We start from the raw sequence: 19,547 nt of genomic DNA, 5'->3' as shown, positions 1-19,547 counted from the left end.
TTTTATATAATTTTATACACTAATACCGTAATAAAAATTAATAGAACCCAAAACAAAACTCCTAGTATTCTTAGTTCTTTTGCTTGTTTGAGTTTCTTATCAAAGCCATACTCCTTATATCTTTCAAATTCAGATACTGAAAAATCATCATCTCTAAACTCATCAAGATGACCAAAAGTAGGTGTAAAAAAAGGAAGTATAAAAAATGACCACCATTCTTCTTTTGTAAGCGGTTCTTTTTCTCGTTTTTCTCTATTTCTTTGAAATAAATTATATTGAAATTCTAATTCTTTTCTTTCCTCAACAGTTAAATTTCTAGAACCTAACTCCTCTCGAGCTTCTCGTTTCGAAGACTTCAATATTGTTGTTTCAATTCGATCCAGTAACTCTATATTGGAATACTCTTGGATTGATTTATCGATATTTCCCATGAAATAAAATTTCTATTTCATTAATTCTATCTGAAATTTTGTAACTCTAAAAGCCTCCTTTAGTCCTCTTAATCTCATGTCAGATTTAATTTCTTCAAATAAAGTTTCTAAATACTCAACTTGCTTAAACACATTCGAATTGTCTCTTTTAAAAATTTGATATTTTAGTAATATCAGATTCGCCATTATTTTATCTCTTAAAGACAATTCTTGATTTTTAAGCTCACTCAGAAGAATTCCTTCAATCTCACTATCATTATCAGATAATTCATCAAATAAATAGGCATTTGCCAAATCAATTTTACTCATTGTAGAATAATCATTTTCACGGGACATATCTTTTCTATATGTCATTTTATCACCATTCAAAAAGTACCATCTAGTGTAAGAATTATTCTTCATCTTTATATCCTTTTCAAATTCTTTCCTTTTTACACTCCAATTCGTAAAAGCAATTAATAGTTCAGTATTTTCATCTTTTTTAAAAGTAGTTACCCTAACCTTATAGTTTCTTTTAGATGGCTTTTCTATTTCAAATTCAATTGGTGTTTTATCTGAGACATACTTTTTTATTGACTTTAACATTGACGAAACCTCTTTTTCATCCGCATCCAAATAAAGCCCTTCTCTTAAAAACAAATCGATATACAAATAATGGGTAAGGTAAAAATCATCCATTTTAAGATATTTTACTTCCTTGGTATTCCCGGATACAATATTCAACTTACTTGATTGAGAAAACGAAATGTTAGCCCAAAAAATAAGGATCAAAGCTAATCTTTTTGATAATTCTTTATTTTTCATAGTTCTATAATTTATTATACTCTTCTACCTTCTTTAACAAACGATTGTGAAGATATTCATTCTTGTTCTTTAATTTTTCAGCAATAAGCTTTGCCTCTTCTTGATACCCATTAATCTTTACAGAATCCCAATAGTTTGGAGGGGTTTGCAAGTTTGTAATTCTATCCGCTAGTTTTACCAACCCTACTTCTTTCGATAAGTTGTTAATTCTATCAAGACTATCGAGCATGCTTTCCTTTTTTGAAGGCAGTTCTTTATTTTTTGTCAATGCCAATACACCTCGAGCAACTTCTTCTCCGAATCTTTCTTGAACTTCTTCGAATGTTGCTGAAGTATCTTCAATCGTATCATGTAAAATTGCTAATTGAATAGCTAAATCAATATCAAACACTTTTTCATGAGTATATGCCATTAACACTTCCATAGCAACATTGGAAATATGTAATAAATAATTCGCTTCACTTCCCGGAACTTTTTGGTCGCTATGTTTTTCACCAGCAAACTTCATAGCTTTTTGATAAATTTCTTGTGTCATAGTCTTTATAATTTAGATGGTAAATTTACATATTTTAAATTTTTTCTAATTTATTTTTTTAAATCTATCCCCCTCAACGAATTCAATAATAATTAGATAATCTTCTGATTACATTTTTCTTTAACATATTTTTCACTAGCTGTTAAAATCTTATTAATTAGCTTTGGTTATTATACCTTATAAACTAATTTAAACATGAAAAAAGCTATTGCTATGGCTTGTCTTTTTATGAGTTCTTTTGCTTTCTCGCAAGGTACAAGACTATTAAGGCAACCCACCATATCAAAAACAGATATTGTTTTTGTGTATGCAAACGATTTATGGAAAGTTTCTTTAAATGGCGGTGATGCCATAAGACTTACAAGCGATTCGGGTTATGAATCTAATCCTCATTTTTCAAATGATGGTAAAATGATTGCCTTTACCGCTCAATACGATGGGAATACTGATGTATTTGTTATTCCTGCTGATGGAGGTGAGCCTAAAAGGTTAACTTTTCACCCAAGTGGCGACTTTGTTCAAGGTTGGACACCTGACAACAAAATATTATTTAGATCTTCAAGAGAATCTAAACCAACACAAACAAATAAGCTATACACTGTTTCTGTTAGCGGAGATATGCCTCAAAAAATGAAAGATTCAAGAGCCGCATATGGAGAAATTTCATCCAATGGAAAGTACTTAGCTTATACTCCGTTCACAAGCTGGGATGCTGAATGGAGAAACTATAGAGGAGGTCAGGCCTACCCAATTTGGATTCTTAATTTAGAAAACAACTCGCTAACCTATACACCTCAAAAAGATAAAGAGAGACATTTAGATCCTGTTTGGCGTAATGGCATTTTATACTATCTTTCTGAAAGAGATTACACCAGTAATATTTGGTCGTATGACATCAAAACAAATACTGAAAAACAAATTACTTTTCACAAAAAGTTCGATGTTAAAAGCTTAGATGCAAGCGAAAAAGGAATTATCTATGAACAAGGAGGTTACCTTCATTTTATTGATCCTTTAACAACGAAATCTCAACAAGTAACGGTTAATGTAAAAGGTGATTTAAACTATGCACGAGAACGATGGATGGATGTTTCTGGAAGAAATCTTAGAAATGCTAATATATCTCCGAAAGGAAAACGCGCTATTTTCGAATATAGAGGTGAAATCTTCACAGCTCCTAAAGAAAATGGAACGTGGAGAAATATTACAAATACTCCTGGAGTAGCAGATCGTGATCCTATTTGGTCTCCTAAAGGAGATAAACTTGCTTGGTTTTCTGATAAAAGTGGAGAGTATCAAATTGCCATAGCCGATCAAAATGGAAATGATGTATCTTATATTTCATTACCTAATCCGACATTTTATTTTACACCTGATTGGTCTCCCGATGGTAAATATTTAGCTTTTACGGATACACATTTCAATATATGGATTGTAAATATTGAAACAAAGAAAGCTGAAACCGTTGCAACGGACAGCTATGCGCATCCAGTTAGAACTATGCATCCAAAATGGTCACCAGATAGTGATTGGATTGCTTATGCAAAGCAAAATGAAAACCACTTTAAATCAATTTTTGCTTATCAAATTAGTTCTAAAAAGACCATTCAGCTTACCGATCCAATGGCAGATGCCATCAGTCCAGTTTGGGATGCTTCAGGAAAATATATCTACACTTTAGCGAGTACTAATTATGGGTTAACTTCAGGCTGGTTAGACATGAGTTCTTACGATCCATCGGTAACAAGAAGTTTATATGCTATCGTTTTAAACTCAAAGGACAAAGCTCCTAATCATCCGAAAACCGACGAAGAAGAAATAAAAAAAGAAGAAGAAAAGGAGGACAAGAAAGACAAAAAAGAGAAGAAAAAAGGTAAAAAAGACGCTAAAGATTCCAAAAAAGATAAAGACTCTAAAAAGGTTAAAGTCGTTATTGATGAAAACGGAATCTTAAATCGCGTCGTTCCTTTAAAGTTAGCTTCTAAAAATTACACTTCTCTATTAGAAGGGCCAAAAGACAAAGTCTTTATTACCGAGTTTAGCGATGAATCTCGATCTTCAATTGTTCATAGCTATGATGTTACCAAGCAAAAAGTAACAGTATATGGCAAAGAAATTCGCTCATTATCTATATCTCAGGACTTAAACTCAATTTTATTTTATAAAAAAGGAAGTTGGGCCATTGCAAGCAGTAAGTCACCTATAAAACCAGGAAAAGGCACTGTAAAAACTAACTTTAAAATTAAAGTAGATCCAAAAGCCGAAGCACATCAAATATTCAAAGAAGGATGGCGATTTATGAGAGATTTCTTATATGTTGATAATGTACATGGTGCTCCATGGGATGATATTTACAAATGGTATTCTCCTTGGATTGATCATGTGAGACATAGAACAGATTTAAACTATGTGGTTGACATTATGAGCGGAGAAGTCGCTATTGGTCATTCATACGTATCGGGAGGTGACACGCCAAATATTAAAAGAGTTTCTGTAGGGTTGTTAGGTTGTGATTTCGAAAAAGACAATGGTTTTTATAAGTTTTCAAAAATCTATAAAGGAGAACGCTGGAATCCTTCTATTAAAGCTCCTTTAGGGCTTCCAGGTACAAATGTTAAAAAAGGTGATTATTTAATTGCCATTAACGGAGTTTCCTTAACTGATGATATGAATCCTTATCAATTATTAGAACAAACAGCCAATAGAGAGATTTATATCAAAGTTAATTCTAAACCAAGTGAAAAAGGTGCCAAAGATATTTTAATTAAGCCTGTTTCAAACGAGAGACGATTAAGAACAATAGATTGGATTGAAGGTAATAGAAGAAAGGTCGACAAAATGTCAAATGGAAAGTTAGCCTATGTATATGTACCAAATACTGGCGGTGGTGGATTTACTTCTTTTAATAGATATTATTTTTCACAACAAAATAAAAAAGGAGTTGTTGTCGATGAAAGAAATAATGGTGGAGGAAGTGCAGCCGATTATATAATTGATATTATGGCTCGAGAGCCTTTTGGTTATTTCAACAGTAAAGCAAATAACAAGAAACCTTGGACAACACCAATGGCAGGAATTTGGGGTCCTAAAGTTATGATTATAAATGAAAGAGCCGGTTCGGGTGGAGACTTACTTCCATATATGTTTAAAATGAAAAAACTCGGTCCATTAGTAGGTACGAGAACATGGGGAGGATTAGTTGGTACTTGGGATACTCCTCGTTTTATTGATGGTGGTAGAATGGTAGCACCAAGAGGAGGTTTCTTTGATGTTGATGGAAATTGGGCCGTTGAAGGTGAAGGTGTTGCTCCAGATATTGAAGTGATTCAATCTCCTAAAGAAGTCAACAAAGGAAAAGATCCTCAATTAGAAGCTGCAGTAAATGAAGCTTTGCGACTTCTAAAATACAAGGAGTTTGACTACAAACCTGAACCTACACCTCCAGTAAGATGGAAGCGCCCGTCTGGATATAAAACTGATAACTAGTTAATCCTTTCAGTAGGTTTAAATCACTCTGAGTAACTATAAGAGATTGACATAAAAAGATATCAATAGAATAATTTTATTGATTGTATTTAGAAACGGATTGTTTAATTTTGAATTGACAATCCGTTTTTTATTATCCTAACTAAAAATTAGCTTTTGAAACTCATAGCGACACATATTTCTAAAAAACAACATACTACTATTCGTATTCAGGAATATGCTGTTGGTATTTTTGAAACGATTCCTACGAAATCAGCCTTGAAAAAAGCTATAAAAAAAGGATTGGTTTTTGTCAATGGAGAAAAAGCTTCCACTGCCTTGTTAATAAAAGGAAATGAGAAAATTGAACTCTACGAAATAGAAACTTCCATTAACACCTCAAAAAAGAAATTCAATATTACCTTAGAAATACTTTTTGAAGATGAATATTTGGCGATTATAAACAAACCAGCAGGTGTTTTGGTTAGCGGAAACTCTTTTGCTACGATTAACAATGCCTTACCTCAAAACCTTAAAAAGAGCAGTCTGAGTGATGCTACAATTCCAAGACCTGTACATCGTTTGGATTACCCAACAAGTGGATTGCTGTTAATTGGTAAAACGGCTTCCTGTATTATTGAGCTAAACAAACTTTTTGAATCAAAATTGATCAAAAAAACCTATCATGCTATTTCAATAGGTAATTTGTCTAAAAATGGAGAAATTAACACCCCTATTGATTCTAAGGTTGCTTTGACAAAGTTTTCTGTATTAAAAACTGTACCTTCTGAACGGTTTGGCTGTTTAAATTTAATTGAACTTCAGCCGAGTACAGGAAGAAGACATCAACTCCGTAAACATTTATTCAACCTAAACTCCCCTATTCTGGGAGATAAAGACTATTATTTAGAGGGTTTGATTCTAAAAGGAAATGGGCTTTACCTTCATGCATCCTATCTTGAATTTGTTCACCCCTTTACCTTAAAAACAATAAAAAAATCAAGTAATTTACCCCAAAAATTTCAAAGAATATTCCCCTAATGTATTGTTAGTTTTCCAACTTATTTACGACTGAATAGGAAACTTTAACTTATGAAATACTTTCTATTTTTCTTAATTTTCCACCTCGGTTCTGCCGTTGGTCAAAATATGACAATGGAAAAACTTGATGCCATTATATCTTCTGAATCTGATACTATTCTTAAAACTAATAATACTTGGAAGTTTACTTATAAAGATAGACTTATGATGTGTATTGCAGATGAAAAGGCGAATAGAATGCGTATAATTTCACCCATTGCAAGAAAAGAACAGCTAAATGAAGAGCTGTTATTAAATTCTTTGATTGCTAATTTCCATACAGCCTTAGATGTAAAATACGCTATTTCTGAAGATATTTTATGGTCTGTTTTCGCGCATCCTCTAAAAGAGCTTAGTGAAGGTCAAATTCGAGATGCTATTTCTCAAGTATACTTGGCTAACCTAACATTCGGGACATATTATTCAAGTACAAATTTGGCGTTTCCAAGTCCCGTTAAAAGAAAAGCAACACCTATAAAAAAACCATTATTCGACTTACGGAAACTATAAAAAAATCAAATCAGAAGCATATTCAACTTCTGATTTGAAAATATAGAACTCATTTAAATATCTTTTATAGCAGATAGAATTTTATCTTTTTCTTCTCCTTCAAAATGTCTTAGGAAGTGAATTAGCTTAGCTCCTTCTTCTTCAATAATTGATTTTAAATCTACTTCAAAAGGTTTTCCATCATAATATTTTGCTTCGGTACCTTCTCCATCTGGAGAACCATGATCTGCATCAATAGACTGTCTCCATCTCCATGCATGACTCGCCCATTCATTTTGATCTACCAACTCAGGAGGAGTAAACCAAACATTCCAAGTAAGTATGTTTTCTTTTAATAACATATTACCAGAACCTAAATTAAATATATCCATAATTAATTGGTTAAATTCATCAACTACTGGATATCCTGTTTTTACAATAGGACCAATTTGTACACCTAGATTTCCAACTGTCCAAGCTTCTTTGTCGTGCATTGCAAAATCTGGTATAGGAAATCCCGTACTTTGCCCTTTGCTTAAGGGAAATACGGGTTGCTCAGGATCATTCACTTTATGAGTAGTCACCATAATAGCCTGCGATTTCGTAAAGGGAAATGGAAAATGACTTCCTTCTAATTTAGTCCATATCAGGTTTTGAATAGCCTTGATGATAAAGCTTTCTTTTCCTTTTGGAGGACTGAACCATATTTTCCCTACAACTCCCATATCTGCCGCTAATTCTCGGTTATCTTCATTTACCCAACCTCTAGTTCCCGTTACCGTAACCTCAACATTTAGAGTTCCCAATATGGGTGATGAAATACCCTGCTGCGGACAAATTATAGAAAATACTCTGCCTTCATCTGTATATCCTATTCTTGAAATATCAGGAGCAAACATCTGATAACAACGCTTCGTATCTTTAGCATCAGGTTGCGTTTCCCAACTAAACTCGGGCCACTTCACAGCCTGCTGACGTTGAAGCCTATTTATATTCAACATATTATCAGGCATTGGCAATGAAGTCAAATTTGGATTAGGATAAGCAAATGCTGGGTTAGATTCGGCAAAACCTCCTATCCATCCTGATGGTATGGTTACTGTTTTTTCTTTTATTTCCATGGTTTATAATTTAATTTTTACTTGTTTTCTATTTGTAACTCTCGAACACTATTTTTATAAGAGATTAAAGGAGCATGTCCAGAATTTGGTACGCTTTTATTTACGGCGTCAACTACTATATCTGGTAAATCTTTTAAAACATCTGCTAAAGTGATAATATTAAAATCGTAATTTTCAAATGTTAACAATAGTTCCATATCCTCTGAACCGGTATTTTTAAAATAGTGAAGATAGCCTTGTGGCAAAAACACCACGTTATTTTCCTTAAACTCAGTTTCAATTTCATTCGCCCCTATTGGATTTTCTTTCGTTACATCTGGTTGTATAATACCTACGGTACCCGATCCACTTAAACAAATGGTTGTTTCATTAGTATCTGGATGTAAATGAGGCGTTAATAAATGTCCAGCCGGAATAATAACGCGTTGCATTCCCGCTGGTAATCCGTCTTGTAGTTTTGGTAAGTTTGGAAAACTACTTATTGATAAATTTTTTGATGGAAGCTCACTTACAAATGGAGACTTAGCTAAAATTGCCATAATAACTTATTTTAAGGTTAATTCCCTTTAAGTTAAATATTAGCGCATTACTAAATAAAACAATGGTAATGAACGTATTAAATTCGACCACAAGCGATTTATAGTAGAAAATAAACTCAGATTATTGCCATTTAATCACTTAGTGAATATTCTAAAGAAGAAATTCATTATGTTCACCAAACGATCTACAATCAATATCTAAAGACATTTATTTAGGATAACTATTTCTAATAAATTCTTTAAAATCCATAAGAGATCCATTAAAAACATCAAAGTCATTGTTTTGGTTATCCAAACGATAGTTACTTTCTTTTTGCCAAATTAACCAGCCTTTATTTTTCCATGCATTGGGCAAATCAGGAGTTTTTTTTGTCACATAATCAGCAATCCATAATGGATACTGAGAAAAAAAACTATCATTCAGATATTTATTTCCAGTAACTATATCTGTGTAAATTATAGGCTTGCATTCAATTTGCTTTTCAACAGCCAGAATAAATGTTTTCAAGGAGGATTGTACTTCCTCTACCGATTGCGTTTTATCAATTCCTCCCTCTTCAAAATCAACTACAGGAGGAATATCTGTATTTTGAATGTCGCCAATTGTTTTCAAAAAAAATGATGCTTGATCTGAAGGAGAATCATTACTCCTGTAAAAGTGATAGGCTCCTCTTAAAAAACCATGCTCTTTTATTGTTTTCCAATTCTTATTAAATAAAGGATCGATAATGGTTACTCCTTCTGTAGCTTTGCATATCACAAAATGTAAATTATTTGTATCGTTAAACATGGAGTCAATTTCATTACCCTGATAGTGCGATATATCAATACCACAAACAAATTGTTCTTTCTTCTTTTCAACAACTCCCATATTGTGATTGGTACTTCCTTTTTTGTTCTTAGTTATACACGAACCCAACATAATTAATGAAAGAGTAATGCACATTAAATAATATATTCTCATTGTTTTATCATTGGTTATTACTAGCAAGCCTTATTCCTCTCTCATATAAAATTCATAAAGAAATAAAAAACAACAGCTGACTTCTTCAAAATTAATTGATGATTAGATTACATATAAACAAAATCCTATGAGCGTATTAATTTTGAGTAAGAGCGTTTGGAAAGGGTTTCGTGAAAATTGTAATAATACTCTATTCGTTCTACCATTATTTTTATGGCACAAATATTATCACAAAGGCTAGCGCTCGCCTTAGACGAGTGCTTTCTAAATAAAGCTTTAACAAAAAAAAGAGGCAGCTATTTCCAATAAAGTATAACATATTACTAACCTTGGCTAAAAACAGTACTTTCCTACTTTTACGGCACTCGACACAGTCGAGCGCTAGCGGGGGTAGTCATAACTATTTATTTTAGTTTACGTGATTTACTTCGCTGTTTATTTTAAATGCGGATCGGCCGCTATTTCGGGATAATTTGTTTCCATAATACCTGTAAATGGAGCAATACCTCCGGGTGTATTTTCTTCTTGAATAAGCTGGTCAGCGTCTCTTATTAGGGTTTTCAAGGAGGCACCAAATCGCTTAATTTCTTCTACAAAACCGTCCTCAGATACAGTAGCATTTAATACTTTTTGCATATCAGCCAACGTTTTTTGCACGTAAATTTTCATAACCTCTCCAAACTTAGAGGCATGTGCCGTCAATCTACCCGATACTGCATCTACCTTATCCAATAAATGAAGTGTTTCGGAAAACTTAGAAACACCGTACTTAAATGTATTCAATAAGGCGTCATGCTCTTCCAATATAGCGGCATAAGTTTTGGTAGGATTGACAGCTCCAAACCCCATTATAAAAAAACCACGTCCTCTTGATAAGCCTTCTGCAATTATGTTACCTAGCAGGGTTCCATGCGCCCGAAATTTTGCTTCCAATTGCCTCGAATTGCTCACCAAAATATCTTTTCTAAGTTCCTTATCGTCGTATTCCCGCTCCATACCGGGTGTGTAAGGCTCTACTGTTACATGCTTGTGTAATTCTGCACTGGCAGCATTGGCAATCATTGTATAATGGTCTGCTATTGGATTACTTTTAGGGTTATTCATTACGCTATGGCCTGGACTAACATCCATAATTTGCATTGCATTTCTAGCAGCGCCCGAATTGGAATAATGCACATTATCTACTGTATGGTATTCGTCTTTGTTGCCAATCATATGTCCCACTTCATGTGACACGTCTACGTTGGATTTATCGCCCCACTCGGTCATGTTCTTGGTATTGGCATTTTCCGTATAGTTAATATGATGGTGTGCAGTAGCGACATGTTCGGTTCCCGTTACATTATGTAACCGAATTTGTATGGGGTAAATGTGTGGACCTTGTTTTATGCAAAAACGGTCGTCCCATTTAGCCCTTACATGCTCTGCCCAGACTGTAAATAATTGTCCTGGCGCATTGGTGGTTAAACGAATTGTAACTATACATTTTCGATCTTTTACCTCCACCATAAACTTAGCGTTCCATTCGTGTGGATGGTTACTAGGGTTACGTTCATCTCCGGTCATTTGCTGCTGCATTGGTCTGTTTACCTCTTGCACTCTTTGCGTTACAGATTGATTTGACGACTGCCCTTTGGCCAATACTCTTTGAACTGGTTGTGCCTGCATTGCCTTTGCTCCCATAATGTCCGCTTCCTGTTCCAACCCTGCATCGTTGTTAACATTTACCTTACTTTTTAACTGCATAGTTGGTTTTACCCTACCCTGCTTCTGCTGTACAACGTGCCATGCTTCATGTGGTAAATGTTTCTCTTGTCCTGATGCTATATGAATATTGGTTCCTTGTGCATAGGCATGTGCGTTTAATTGAGCAGGTTTATTTGAATTATAATGAACTTTAACATCATCCATGGAATGACCTGAAAGGTTTTCTATTCCAGATTTTAAATTATCGGGCAACCCTGTGTTATTCGGTTTTCTTTGGATAGTGTTATGTTTTCTGTTATCCTGAATTGGCATAGCATTTTTTCCTACCCTTTGGACTACACTCTGGGTATTCTTATATTTTTTGCCTTGATAATCCATACCTAATTGTTGCTCTGTTATTTTCCTATTATTTATCTTACTTTACTATAGTTACTAATCAAATTACATCTATAATAAGTTGATTCTTTTGGGACCAAAACCTTCGTTTTTTACATAAATTTTATTGGTAGAGCCATGCCTATAGAGCCCTATGACACTAATCTTTCCTCCTGATAATACCCATAACGGTTTTCCAACACTTGGATACTTCCCTTCTATATGATAAATTTGCTTACCTGAATACAACTCACCTTTTAACATTCCTTGTGTTTTATCACTTGCCATATTTGATATTTGACCATTGGTGCAACTAAGAGTACTTCCAACAAACATACTTTTATCTACTCCTTTTGCTTCTTTCTTCTTAGGTTCTAATAATTTTATTTTTAAATACTTCAGTAATTCTTTTCTATTACTTTCATTTGCTCGAACATCAATATCTTTCAATACCATATCAAGGTATGTTTGCGTAGCTAGCGTATCATAAACACTAAGTTTACCATCTAAACCAAGAAATACACCTGCCAATCCTTTATTCATGTTAAAAAAATTACTTGCTTCAATTTTCTTATCGTCTATTAACTCATCAAATGTCTTTGTAACCCGTTGAACAACCCCTTTCAATTGAGTTGTATTCCTATTATCTTTCAACACATTAACTTTGTTGCCGTTTTGAGAAACGCCACCTCTTGAGTACAATTGTTTTGTATTTTTTCCTTCTCTATTTACGTACATTGGTTTTCTTTATTGTTTTTTAATTTTAATAAACAAACAAGTTTGAATGCTATGGATTTGCATTTATCATCTCTTGTTTTTGACTATAGGTATGATTTTCTTGTGACATTACAGCTCTTCTTCCATGCACTCTATAAATATGTCGATCTCTGTTCGATTGTCTGAGTGCGTGTTTTACCATCCTGAGTGCATATCGATCTTCTCCTTCATTATGCTCTAATGCATCAGCATCAACATAAGCAGCTGCAAACGTTTGACTTAGGTTTTGTGGATGAATATTGTTTTGAATCGCAATATTTCTATCATGGGGATTCGCTCCCTGTTGCTGATCCATACGCATTCCATTTATATCTTCAATTTGGGTTGAAATTGGAGCTGCATACATATTTGCTGTTGTTATATGAGGAATTACCGCATTTACATTAGCCACTTGCCCTACACCATGGTTGGGTATCAAATTTCCTTGTTGCACTGTAATTCTTAAAGGTCCTAGTTTATCATCAGGAGCCTGTCTCACTCCCTTTGTAGGGTTACTCGTTCTCGTAGGACGACCTTTAAATCCCTTACTTCTTTGTCTCATCTGAATTAGATTACTCGAAAAAAGACTGTTAACCTTCTTCCTGTTATCCGGAAGGAATACTCCCTTCCTTTTTTTCGTTTGACTAACTGAACTAACAACCGTTCCTCTCTTAACTAACTTCGTTTTTTTTGAAAACATTTCCATTTGTTTTAATTATTACTTAACCAAAATCTTATATGTTTTGAGGGAACATAAATATTAAAATCTCACATCAACTTTCACAGGGCCAATGGCTCCAGTATAATCAATACAAGAACAAAAATTGTACTTCAATATTTCCTTTTGTAACCAGTTTGCATACGGATCAAAATAAGGTAATTCTATCCTGTCTCCTACCAATAAACTTTTTAGATATGCATTCTGGAATTTATGTTTTACAAAAAGAGGTTCTAGTTCAAGAAAATCATCTCCATACGCTTCAAAATCCGATATTGATTTAAAATAAGTCCGCGATTCCTTTCGTATGAGTTTTTCAAGTTTTTGAAGGAATTCTCCTGTGCTTTCTACCAAATAAGCAATTAAATACAGAGCCCTTCTTTTTATTAAATAGCCCTTAATTATAATATCACCTTCGTTTACAGATATATTTAAAACCTTGGCCAAGCAGAGTTTAACCTGTTGAGAAGACACATCTCCTACCCAATCAGTTAACTCTAACACCATTTCTTGTTTAACAAACGTATAGTTCTCTTGAATAATTATTTCTTCTATTATCTTCATTGGTTTCAGTGACCAATTATCAATTATCAGTTTCGGTTTTCATTGATCACTGTTTATTGATAATTGACAATTGTTTTATTATCTTTTTTAAACTCTCTACGAATACCTTCTATAAGTTCATGATATTCTACAACAGTATCGTTTCGCTGGATAGCTGCCAAGGCACAAAAACGTAAAACATTAATAATAGCTCCTCCTGCTAATTCATAATTTTCGGCTATTTTCCAAAGATCTATGTCGGAATCTAACCTACATTTTCCGTTAAATGCATTTTTCCATAGTTGATAACGTTCATTCACATCGGGCATAGGAAAATGGATCATCGACTGAAAACGTCTTGTAAAGGCTGAATCCATATTCGTTTTAAGATTAGATGCCAAAATGATTACCCCTGGAAAGTCTTCAATACGTTGTAATAAATATGAGGTTTGTTGATTTGCATGTCTGTCATTTGAAGAATTAGCTTCAGTACGCTTTCCAAATAAAGCATCAGCTTCGTCAAAAAACAAAACCCAGTTTTTATGCTGTGCAATGTCAAATATTTTCGCCAAGTTTTTTTCGGTTTCTCCGATGTATTTGGAAACAATCATAGATAAATCAACACGATACACTTCTCTATTTGTCACCTTCCCCAATAAAGTAACCGTTAACGTTTTACCTGTTCCTGGAGCCCCATAAAACAATGTCCTATATCCTGGTTTAATCTTTTTTTTCAAATCCCATTCACTCATCAATGTTTCTCCGTGCAATAGCCAAGTTTTTAGTTCTATAATCTGATCCATAACTTGATCGTTTAATACAACATCTTCCCATTTTAACCAGGTTTCAATTCGCTTCGCTGGAAACTCTATTGACTCTTCTAAATCGAGCATTTTACCCGTTTGAAAATAACGTAACCATCTTTTATTCAAAATGAGTACACCATTTAAATCAGGAATATGAGATGATGTACTTTCTATTGATAAAACTTGCTCAATACTAAAAAGTCCTTCATTTCTAAATAATGACTTCACTTCATTTCTTAAAGTAGGTTCTATGGCTGTTGCTAAAAACATTAATGTTTGTCCTGTTGGTAAAAAGCCACTATGATTCGCGTCAATAATTCCACCGAACTCCGTAAAACCTCTATCATACATTTGATTTTTACCAAAGAATACATCAAGTACTTCGGGTTTAATTTGTGGTGCCAACGCCAATGCTAATGCTAGTCGTTGATATTGATTAACTTGATTTTTTTCGCACCAATGATGATAAATTGAATCATTAGCCACAGGCATTTCAATATCTGTCCAGTAATACCAATCTCCTTCATGCTCTAAATAGCTACTTATTACATGATGTATTACCATCTCCAACCAATCAATTTCTAATAGTAATGACTTTATGTTTGCTTCGACGGTCATAAAACAGTATTAAAAAGTTTTTGAACATCGTCTAAACTAGCGTCTGCCCAATCGAAATATGATAAAGCCGTATTGGGATTTAACTGATTTACTTGCAGCATGTCTAAAATATTATCATTAGATATATAAGATGCAGACGAAGAAAAATCAATAGAATCGTGATTAAAATCATATTCGTAAAAGTCCTTAACCCAACTTGATCTATCCGATTGTTTCGCTATTAAATCGCTTACAAAAACATCTAATTGACGAGGGTTTACGACTAACTTCTTTGCTTTAAAAAAAGATGGTTTCCGATTTTTCTCTTCATGATAATATTCAATATGTCTAGCCTGAATAGTTTGAGAGCTACCATTACCAAAAATATCAACAAGTCCAAAATTTTCCTCTTCAGTGACAATTTCAAGCTCAGCATTTTCATCTCCTCCAACAGCCAAAGTCCAATGAGATGCTGTGACAACATCCGTTACAACATACACCTCTCTAAATGAATAAATTGTTTGAGTTAGTTTAATTATGAGCTCTTCCGCTATTTGACTCCAATTATCCATTTTAACAACTTCAGGATTTATTGCTTTAAAGTAAAAACTTCCATAGCCATTAAAGGAAATTACCTGCTTACTATAATTAAACTCTCCTTGTAACTTACTCTCTCCTATTTCTCTTCCTGAATAAGTTTTAGAAATACTATGATTAAAAGACCAATTAGATTGATTAATTGCCATTCCGTTTACAAATGAAATTTCTTCTGTTGCAATCAATTTCCCTTTAAAAATATTACCCAATACAACAATATTCCCGTTTTTTATTTGAAAAAAATCACCTGGAAATAAATGCTGTTCTATTGGTTTAGAAGGTATGAAACCTTGAGTTTTAATATAACAGTCTTTATAAAATTGTTTGAATACGTCTTTCATCTGTTTGTTTTTTATACTTACTAATAGATCTGATGTAATACAGTTTTTATTTTAGGTTTTCGTGTTATTACATTTGTCACTTCAAGTAAAATTATTTGAAATGAAATGAAGAATAATTTTGTGTCGAGAAGTTTTCCCTGCTCCTGTATACTGCTCTCGATACATTTTTTTACTTCGTAAATACTTGGTAAAAAATACTACCATTAACATCTTTTCTTAACAACTTAAATTTCATATAGAACTATCTTTTTTCTGAGCCACTTTTCTTTTTCCATTGATAAAAAAGAAACCAACTTTGGAGGTTCATTAATTCCTTTAAAAAATCAATAAGAATTAATGAGCTTAACAAAAAATCTAATCTTAACAACAATGCTCGCAGAAATAATCGTCCTCGAACCTAAAATAAAAATTGTTTTGTTCATCCTTAATCACATCAGTATATATCGAGATTTGTTATCGCTCATTTGATGTGGTTAGGTTTTTAAAAATTTCAAAGAGAAGCTCTATCAAGTGAAGGATAAACATTAAAATAATTATTCAATATTTTTCCTTCACTAGTAATTTTATGATAGAACTAATATCATTTACAATTTGAAGTTACCTTAATAAAATCATATTAAGAAGCCAACGCGGCAGCTTTTGCTGCTGCATATCCTGACTCTAAAGAACTTAACTTTATCGTTGCTCTATTCAAGTCATTTTCTGCAGCATTTAACTGTTTCGTATTGTCTTCTGATGCCAGTAATGCGCTGCTATAGGTTGATACTGATACATCGTGAGCTACTTCTAATAATTCTTGCACATTCGTATCGGGTATAGAATTCTCTACATTATCAACTTCTTGCCCTATAAAATATTCATAAAGTTTTGCGGCTTGCTCCTTCCCTATAACTAATGATCCGTTAGACTCTAGTATTGTTGCTTGAGATGCGAATACAGCTTCTAAAGCTTTTAAAGTTAAAGCAACTGCGTTATTAGCATCTGTCCCCGCTTTTGAGACCATTTCAACCAATTCGTCAGAAATCAAAGGGTTTAGTGCTTTTTTTCTGATTACCAAATTAGCCAACTTGTTTATGACTTCAGATGAATAAATAAGCTTATCTATTAAATTTTTAACTTGAGTTGCACAGCTCTTACTTTTTGCATTGGCTATTTCAACTTCACTAACCGCGGTTTCTGATAGTTGGTCGAGCTCTTTTACTTTTGAGATCACCTCATCACCTAATTCTTTATTGCTTAAAGTTTGTTTCTTATTTTCTTCTGCTAAATTCAATTGATTTGTCAACTTGTTTGACTTTTCAGTCAATGACTGAACAATTGCCTGTAATTGCGCTACTTCATTTTGAGCATCCAAGACTTGATTCGATAGAGAATCTAAAGTTTCTTTTTTCTGTTCAGTTACTCCATATTTATTTTTGAGTGTATTTATTTTATAAATTGACATGGCTATTTGTTTTGGTTAGGAATAGTTTGATTTTTGTAAGTAAAAGGAGGGGTTTGTTGAAAATCAGATAAGGCGTTATTAAATTGCTTACTAATTTCTTCCGCCTGACTATTTATTGCAAATACCACAGGGATATACAAATCTCCAGGAATTAATCGGTTTCCAAAATTATCCGTTACATCTGCTGTAATGGCAACAGTATAAGCATCTTCTTTTTTAACAGGATTTGAATAACATCCTGCTGGAATTTTTGCCGCTACGAGCGAGTTAAACATAAATCCAGGCTTGAATTTATTGTTTTCACTTTCTTTAACGTTTTTACTCTGCTCCTTTTCTTCTGTCGTAATACTCTTTTGAACTAAAGAAAGGTCAATACTCAAAATAATAGACTCTAATAATATCGTTGCTGATAATTTAGCACTGATATTCTTAACAGTTAATTTTTTTAATACTGTTGAAAGGTTTGCTTCACCTCCTTCTGCCAAGGTTTTAGTTTCTACTAAAGTTTCTAAGGTTTTCGAGCTTACTGATTTTTGAACACTAACAAACCATTTTTTCACATCGGGGTCATTATCATGAGCTTTCTCTAATTTTTCTAAATTAGCCGTTAAGTTTACCTCCCTTAATTTTAATTCAGATAATTCTAATGCTATTGAACCATCATCTTCAACTGATGTTGCCAAATAATTAAGTTCTTGAGACGTTAACAGACCTTTTATAAATTCAGAATTATCAGGCAAGAACATGCAGCGATACTCCGTTTCTACATTTTTAGTTCCTTCATTCAATTGAAAATTAGAACTCTGTTTTATATCAAACTCCAGTTGTTGCTCAACACTTATATTATTTGAAGGTTTTGCTCCTGTAAAATCTACATCAGAGATAGAATCTCCATGAACAATTTTATCCGCCAAAGACAATTCTAGTTTCTTTGAAGACAAATTCGTTATTTTTATTTGATTGATCTGAGGAACAACCAACTGATTAGTTAAGCTAAACGACGCAGTAGGAGCAGATAAATAATCTTCAAAATTATTGATCAACTTTTTATATTCTGTACTTAAAACTGCCATGACGAATACCACATAATCATTTCCTATTTGAAGTACATCACCATCGGTATCGTTTAAATCATCGTATTTAATAGTTCCACTAATTTGATTTTCCCCAACCGTAAAACTGTCAGTATTCGTAGACCTCCCTTTGATTTTAATATTGATATAATTTTTATTCTCTTCCTTACTAACAATTCCTTCGGCTCCTGAAATTGAAAAAGTTTTCTTTTTACTTTCTTTTACCAAAAAGATGTTATAAGAATCGACTGGATATCCGCTTGGCAAATTATCTTCACTAATTTGAAATGGGCTTTTATATGGAGTAAAACTTACTTTGTATTGAAGATTCTTCTTGTTTTTTGGCTTAACAGTTAAGTCTAAGTTTAGTTTATCATTAGTTAATTTATAGGCTTCTTTTGATGCATCGAAATTAACCTTAGAGTCTTCTAATTCTCCTTCTAACTTTTTCTCGTTAGTACTTGCCTTAGCTAAATTATCATTTTCAGTATTTACCTGATTCGCGGATTTTTCAAACTCTGATTTAGTTACTGCCAATAACTTCTTAACCATGGTATCACTTGCTTCTGCTTTGGTTGCTAACTCTTCTGCAGAAACTTCGGAAATAGCAGCAGAAGTATCCATGGTTATTTGTGAAAGAACCTCTGCTAAATATGCCGTTTCTCCCATCAAAATTTGTGCATCCTCACTTTGTTGGTAAAGTTCACTTCCGTAATCAGCTGCACTAACGATGTTAAAAATACTACCAATATCACTTGCTAATTTTACAATAGCATTTGTTGCAAGTTGCACATCTGAAGCAGCAACACTCGCATTACTTGTGCTTGTAGCTACTAGCGTTTTTCCTTGGTTTACAGAAGATAAAACATTGGTAGAAATATCACTATCGACTACCATATCGTTGAATAACTTTTGATTGAACGTATTTTTACTGTTTTCGACTTCTAAGTCTTCATAGATAGTAATATAATCTCCTTGGGCATAGTATAAGGAGAACAAAGTAGCATCTAATTGTGATTCTGCCTTTTTTAAAGCAACCTCTTGATTGTTTAATGAAGACGATACACTTGAATTCAAATTTTCATTGTATGAGTTCATAAGTTTTCGTTTTTAGTTAATATACTTTTACTCACATAGTGAGCTTTAAATGATTCGACCTAAC

Annotated in this window: 17 protein-coding genes; 3 read left to right on the top strand and 14 right to left on the bottom strand. The window is 33.2% G+C overall.

The window, feature by feature from the left end; genetic code table 11:
• Positions 1–2 precede the first annotated feature (2 nt).
• Genes BLW23_RS01310 through BLW23_RS01300 form a run of 3 tightly spaced genes read right to left on the bottom strand, consistent with a single transcriptional unit; the run spans position 3 to position 1,770 of the window.
• The gene (locus tag BLW23_RS01310; RefSeq protein WP_093667450.1) at positions 3–431 is read right to left on the bottom strand and encodes a hypothetical protein; all 429 of its coding nucleotides are present in this window, start codon (positions 429–431) and stop codon (positions 3–5) included.
• A gap of 12 nt (positions 432–443) precedes the next feature.
• Positions 444–1,235, bottom strand: coding sequence for a hypothetical protein (locus BLW23_RS01305; protein ID WP_093667449.1), 792 nt, complete (start codon positions 1,233–1,235; stop codon positions 444–446).
• 4 nt (positions 1,236–1,239) lie between these two features.
• Complete coding sequence (locus tag BLW23_RS01300) at positions 1,240–1,770, bottom strand: HD domain-containing protein (protein ID WP_093667448.1); 531 nt, start codon at positions 1,768–1,770, stop codon at positions 1,240–1,242.
• A 195-nt stretch (positions 1,771–1,965) separates the two neighbouring features.
• Between BLW23_RS01300 and BLW23_RS01295 the strand changes: the two genes are divergently transcribed.
• From BLW23_RS01295 to BLW23_RS01285, 3 genes are all read left to right on the top strand, one after another.
• Positions 1,966–5,256: a S41 family peptidase gene (locus tag BLW23_RS01295; RefSeq protein WP_093667447.1), complete on the top strand. Its 3,291-nt coding sequence runs from the start codon at positions 1,966–1,968 to the stop codon at positions 5,254–5,256.
• A gap of 156 nt (positions 5,257–5,412) precedes the next feature.
• A complete protein-coding gene (locus tag BLW23_RS01290) occupies positions 5,413–6,276 on the top strand; it encodes an RluA family pseudouridine synthase (RefSeq protein ID WP_093667446.1) in 864 nt (287 codons plus the stop codon).
• A gap of 51 nt (positions 6,277–6,327) precedes the next feature.
• Positions 6,328–6,825 carry a hypothetical protein gene (locus BLW23_RS01285; RefSeq protein ID WP_143032075.1) on the top strand — a complete coding sequence of 166 codons (498 nt, stop codon included), beginning with the start codon at positions 6,328–6,330 and terminating at the stop codon, positions 6,823–6,825.
• Between the two features lie 53 nt (positions 6,826–6,878).
• On the opposite strand, the gene BLW23_RS01280 is transcribed toward BLW23_RS01285, so the two are convergent.
• The 11 genes from BLW23_RS01280 to BLW23_RS01230 form a co-directional block, all read right to left on the bottom strand.
• A complete protein-coding gene (locus BLW23_RS01280; RefSeq protein ID WP_093667444.1) occupies positions 6,879–7,925 on the bottom strand; it encodes a hypothetical protein in 1,047 nt (348 codons plus the stop codon).
• 17 nt (positions 7,926–7,942) lie between these two features.
• Positions 7,943–8,464 carry a cupin domain-containing protein gene (locus BLW23_RS01275; RefSeq protein ID WP_093667443.1) on the bottom strand — a complete coding sequence of 174 codons (522 nt, stop codon included), beginning with the start codon at positions 8,462–8,464 and terminating at the stop codon, positions 7,943–7,945.
• 208 nt (positions 8,465–8,672) lie between these two features.
• A complete protein-coding gene (locus BLW23_RS01270; RefSeq protein WP_093667442.1) occupies positions 8,673–9,428 on the bottom strand; it encodes a GH25 family lysozyme in 756 nt (251 codons plus the stop codon).
• Between the two features lie 435 nt (positions 9,429–9,863).
• The gene (locus tag BLW23_RS01265) at positions 9,864–11,447 is read right to left on the bottom strand and encodes an eCIS core domain-containing protein (protein ID WP_218134019.1); all 1,584 of its coding nucleotides are present in this window, start codon (positions 11,445–11,447) and stop codon (positions 9,864–9,866) included.
• Positions 11,448–11,582: 135 nt separating this feature from the next.
• A complete protein-coding gene (locus BLW23_RS01260) occupies positions 11,583–12,248 on the bottom strand; it encodes a hypothetical protein (RefSeq protein ID WP_093667440.1) in 666 nt (221 codons plus the stop codon).
• Between the two features lie 49 nt (positions 12,249–12,297).
• Positions 12,298–12,966 carry a hypothetical protein gene (locus BLW23_RS01255; RefSeq protein ID WP_143032074.1) on the bottom strand — a complete coding sequence of 223 codons (669 nt, stop codon included), beginning with the start codon at positions 12,964–12,966 and terminating at the stop codon, positions 12,298–12,300.
• Positions 12,967–13,026: 60 nt separating this feature from the next.
• Positions 13,027–13,548: a hypothetical protein gene (locus BLW23_RS01250; protein ID WP_093667438.1), complete on the bottom strand. Its 522-nt coding sequence runs from the start codon at positions 13,546–13,548 to the stop codon at positions 13,027–13,029.
• Between the two features lie 53 nt (positions 13,549–13,601).
• Positions 13,602–14,951 (bottom strand): ATP-binding protein, encoded by a 1,350-nt coding sequence (locus BLW23_RS01245; protein WP_093667437.1) that lies wholly within the window; start codon positions 14,949–14,951, stop codon positions 13,602–13,604.
• On the bottom strand, positions 14,948–15,868 hold the full coding sequence (locus BLW23_RS01240; protein ID WP_093667436.1) for a hypothetical protein: 921 nt from the start codon (positions 15,866–15,868) through the stop codon (positions 14,948–14,950). Before BLW23_RS01240 ends, BLW23_RS01245 begins: the two co-directional genes overlap by 4 nt.
• A gap of 616 nt (positions 15,869–16,484) precedes the next feature.
• The gene (locus tag BLW23_RS01235; protein WP_093667435.1) at positions 16,485–17,312 is read right to left on the bottom strand and encodes a hypothetical protein; all 828 of its coding nucleotides are present in this window, start codon (positions 17,310–17,312) and stop codon (positions 16,485–16,487) included.
• 2 nt (positions 17,313–17,314) lie between these two features.
• Positions 17,315–19,483 (bottom strand): hypothetical protein, encoded by a 2,169-nt coding sequence (locus tag BLW23_RS01230; RefSeq protein ID WP_093667434.1) that lies wholly within the window; start codon positions 19,481–19,483, stop codon positions 17,315–17,317.
• Positions 19,484–19,547: the final 64 nt, after the last annotated feature.

Source organism: Tenacibaculum sp. MAR_2009_124 (assembly GCF_900105455.1).
Lineage (GTDB): Bacteria > Bacteroidota > Bacteroidia > Flavobacteriales > Flavobacteriaceae > Polaribacter.
The sequence above is the reverse complement of the archived record's forward strand: the minus strand, read 5'-3'. Positions and strand labels throughout refer to the sequence as shown.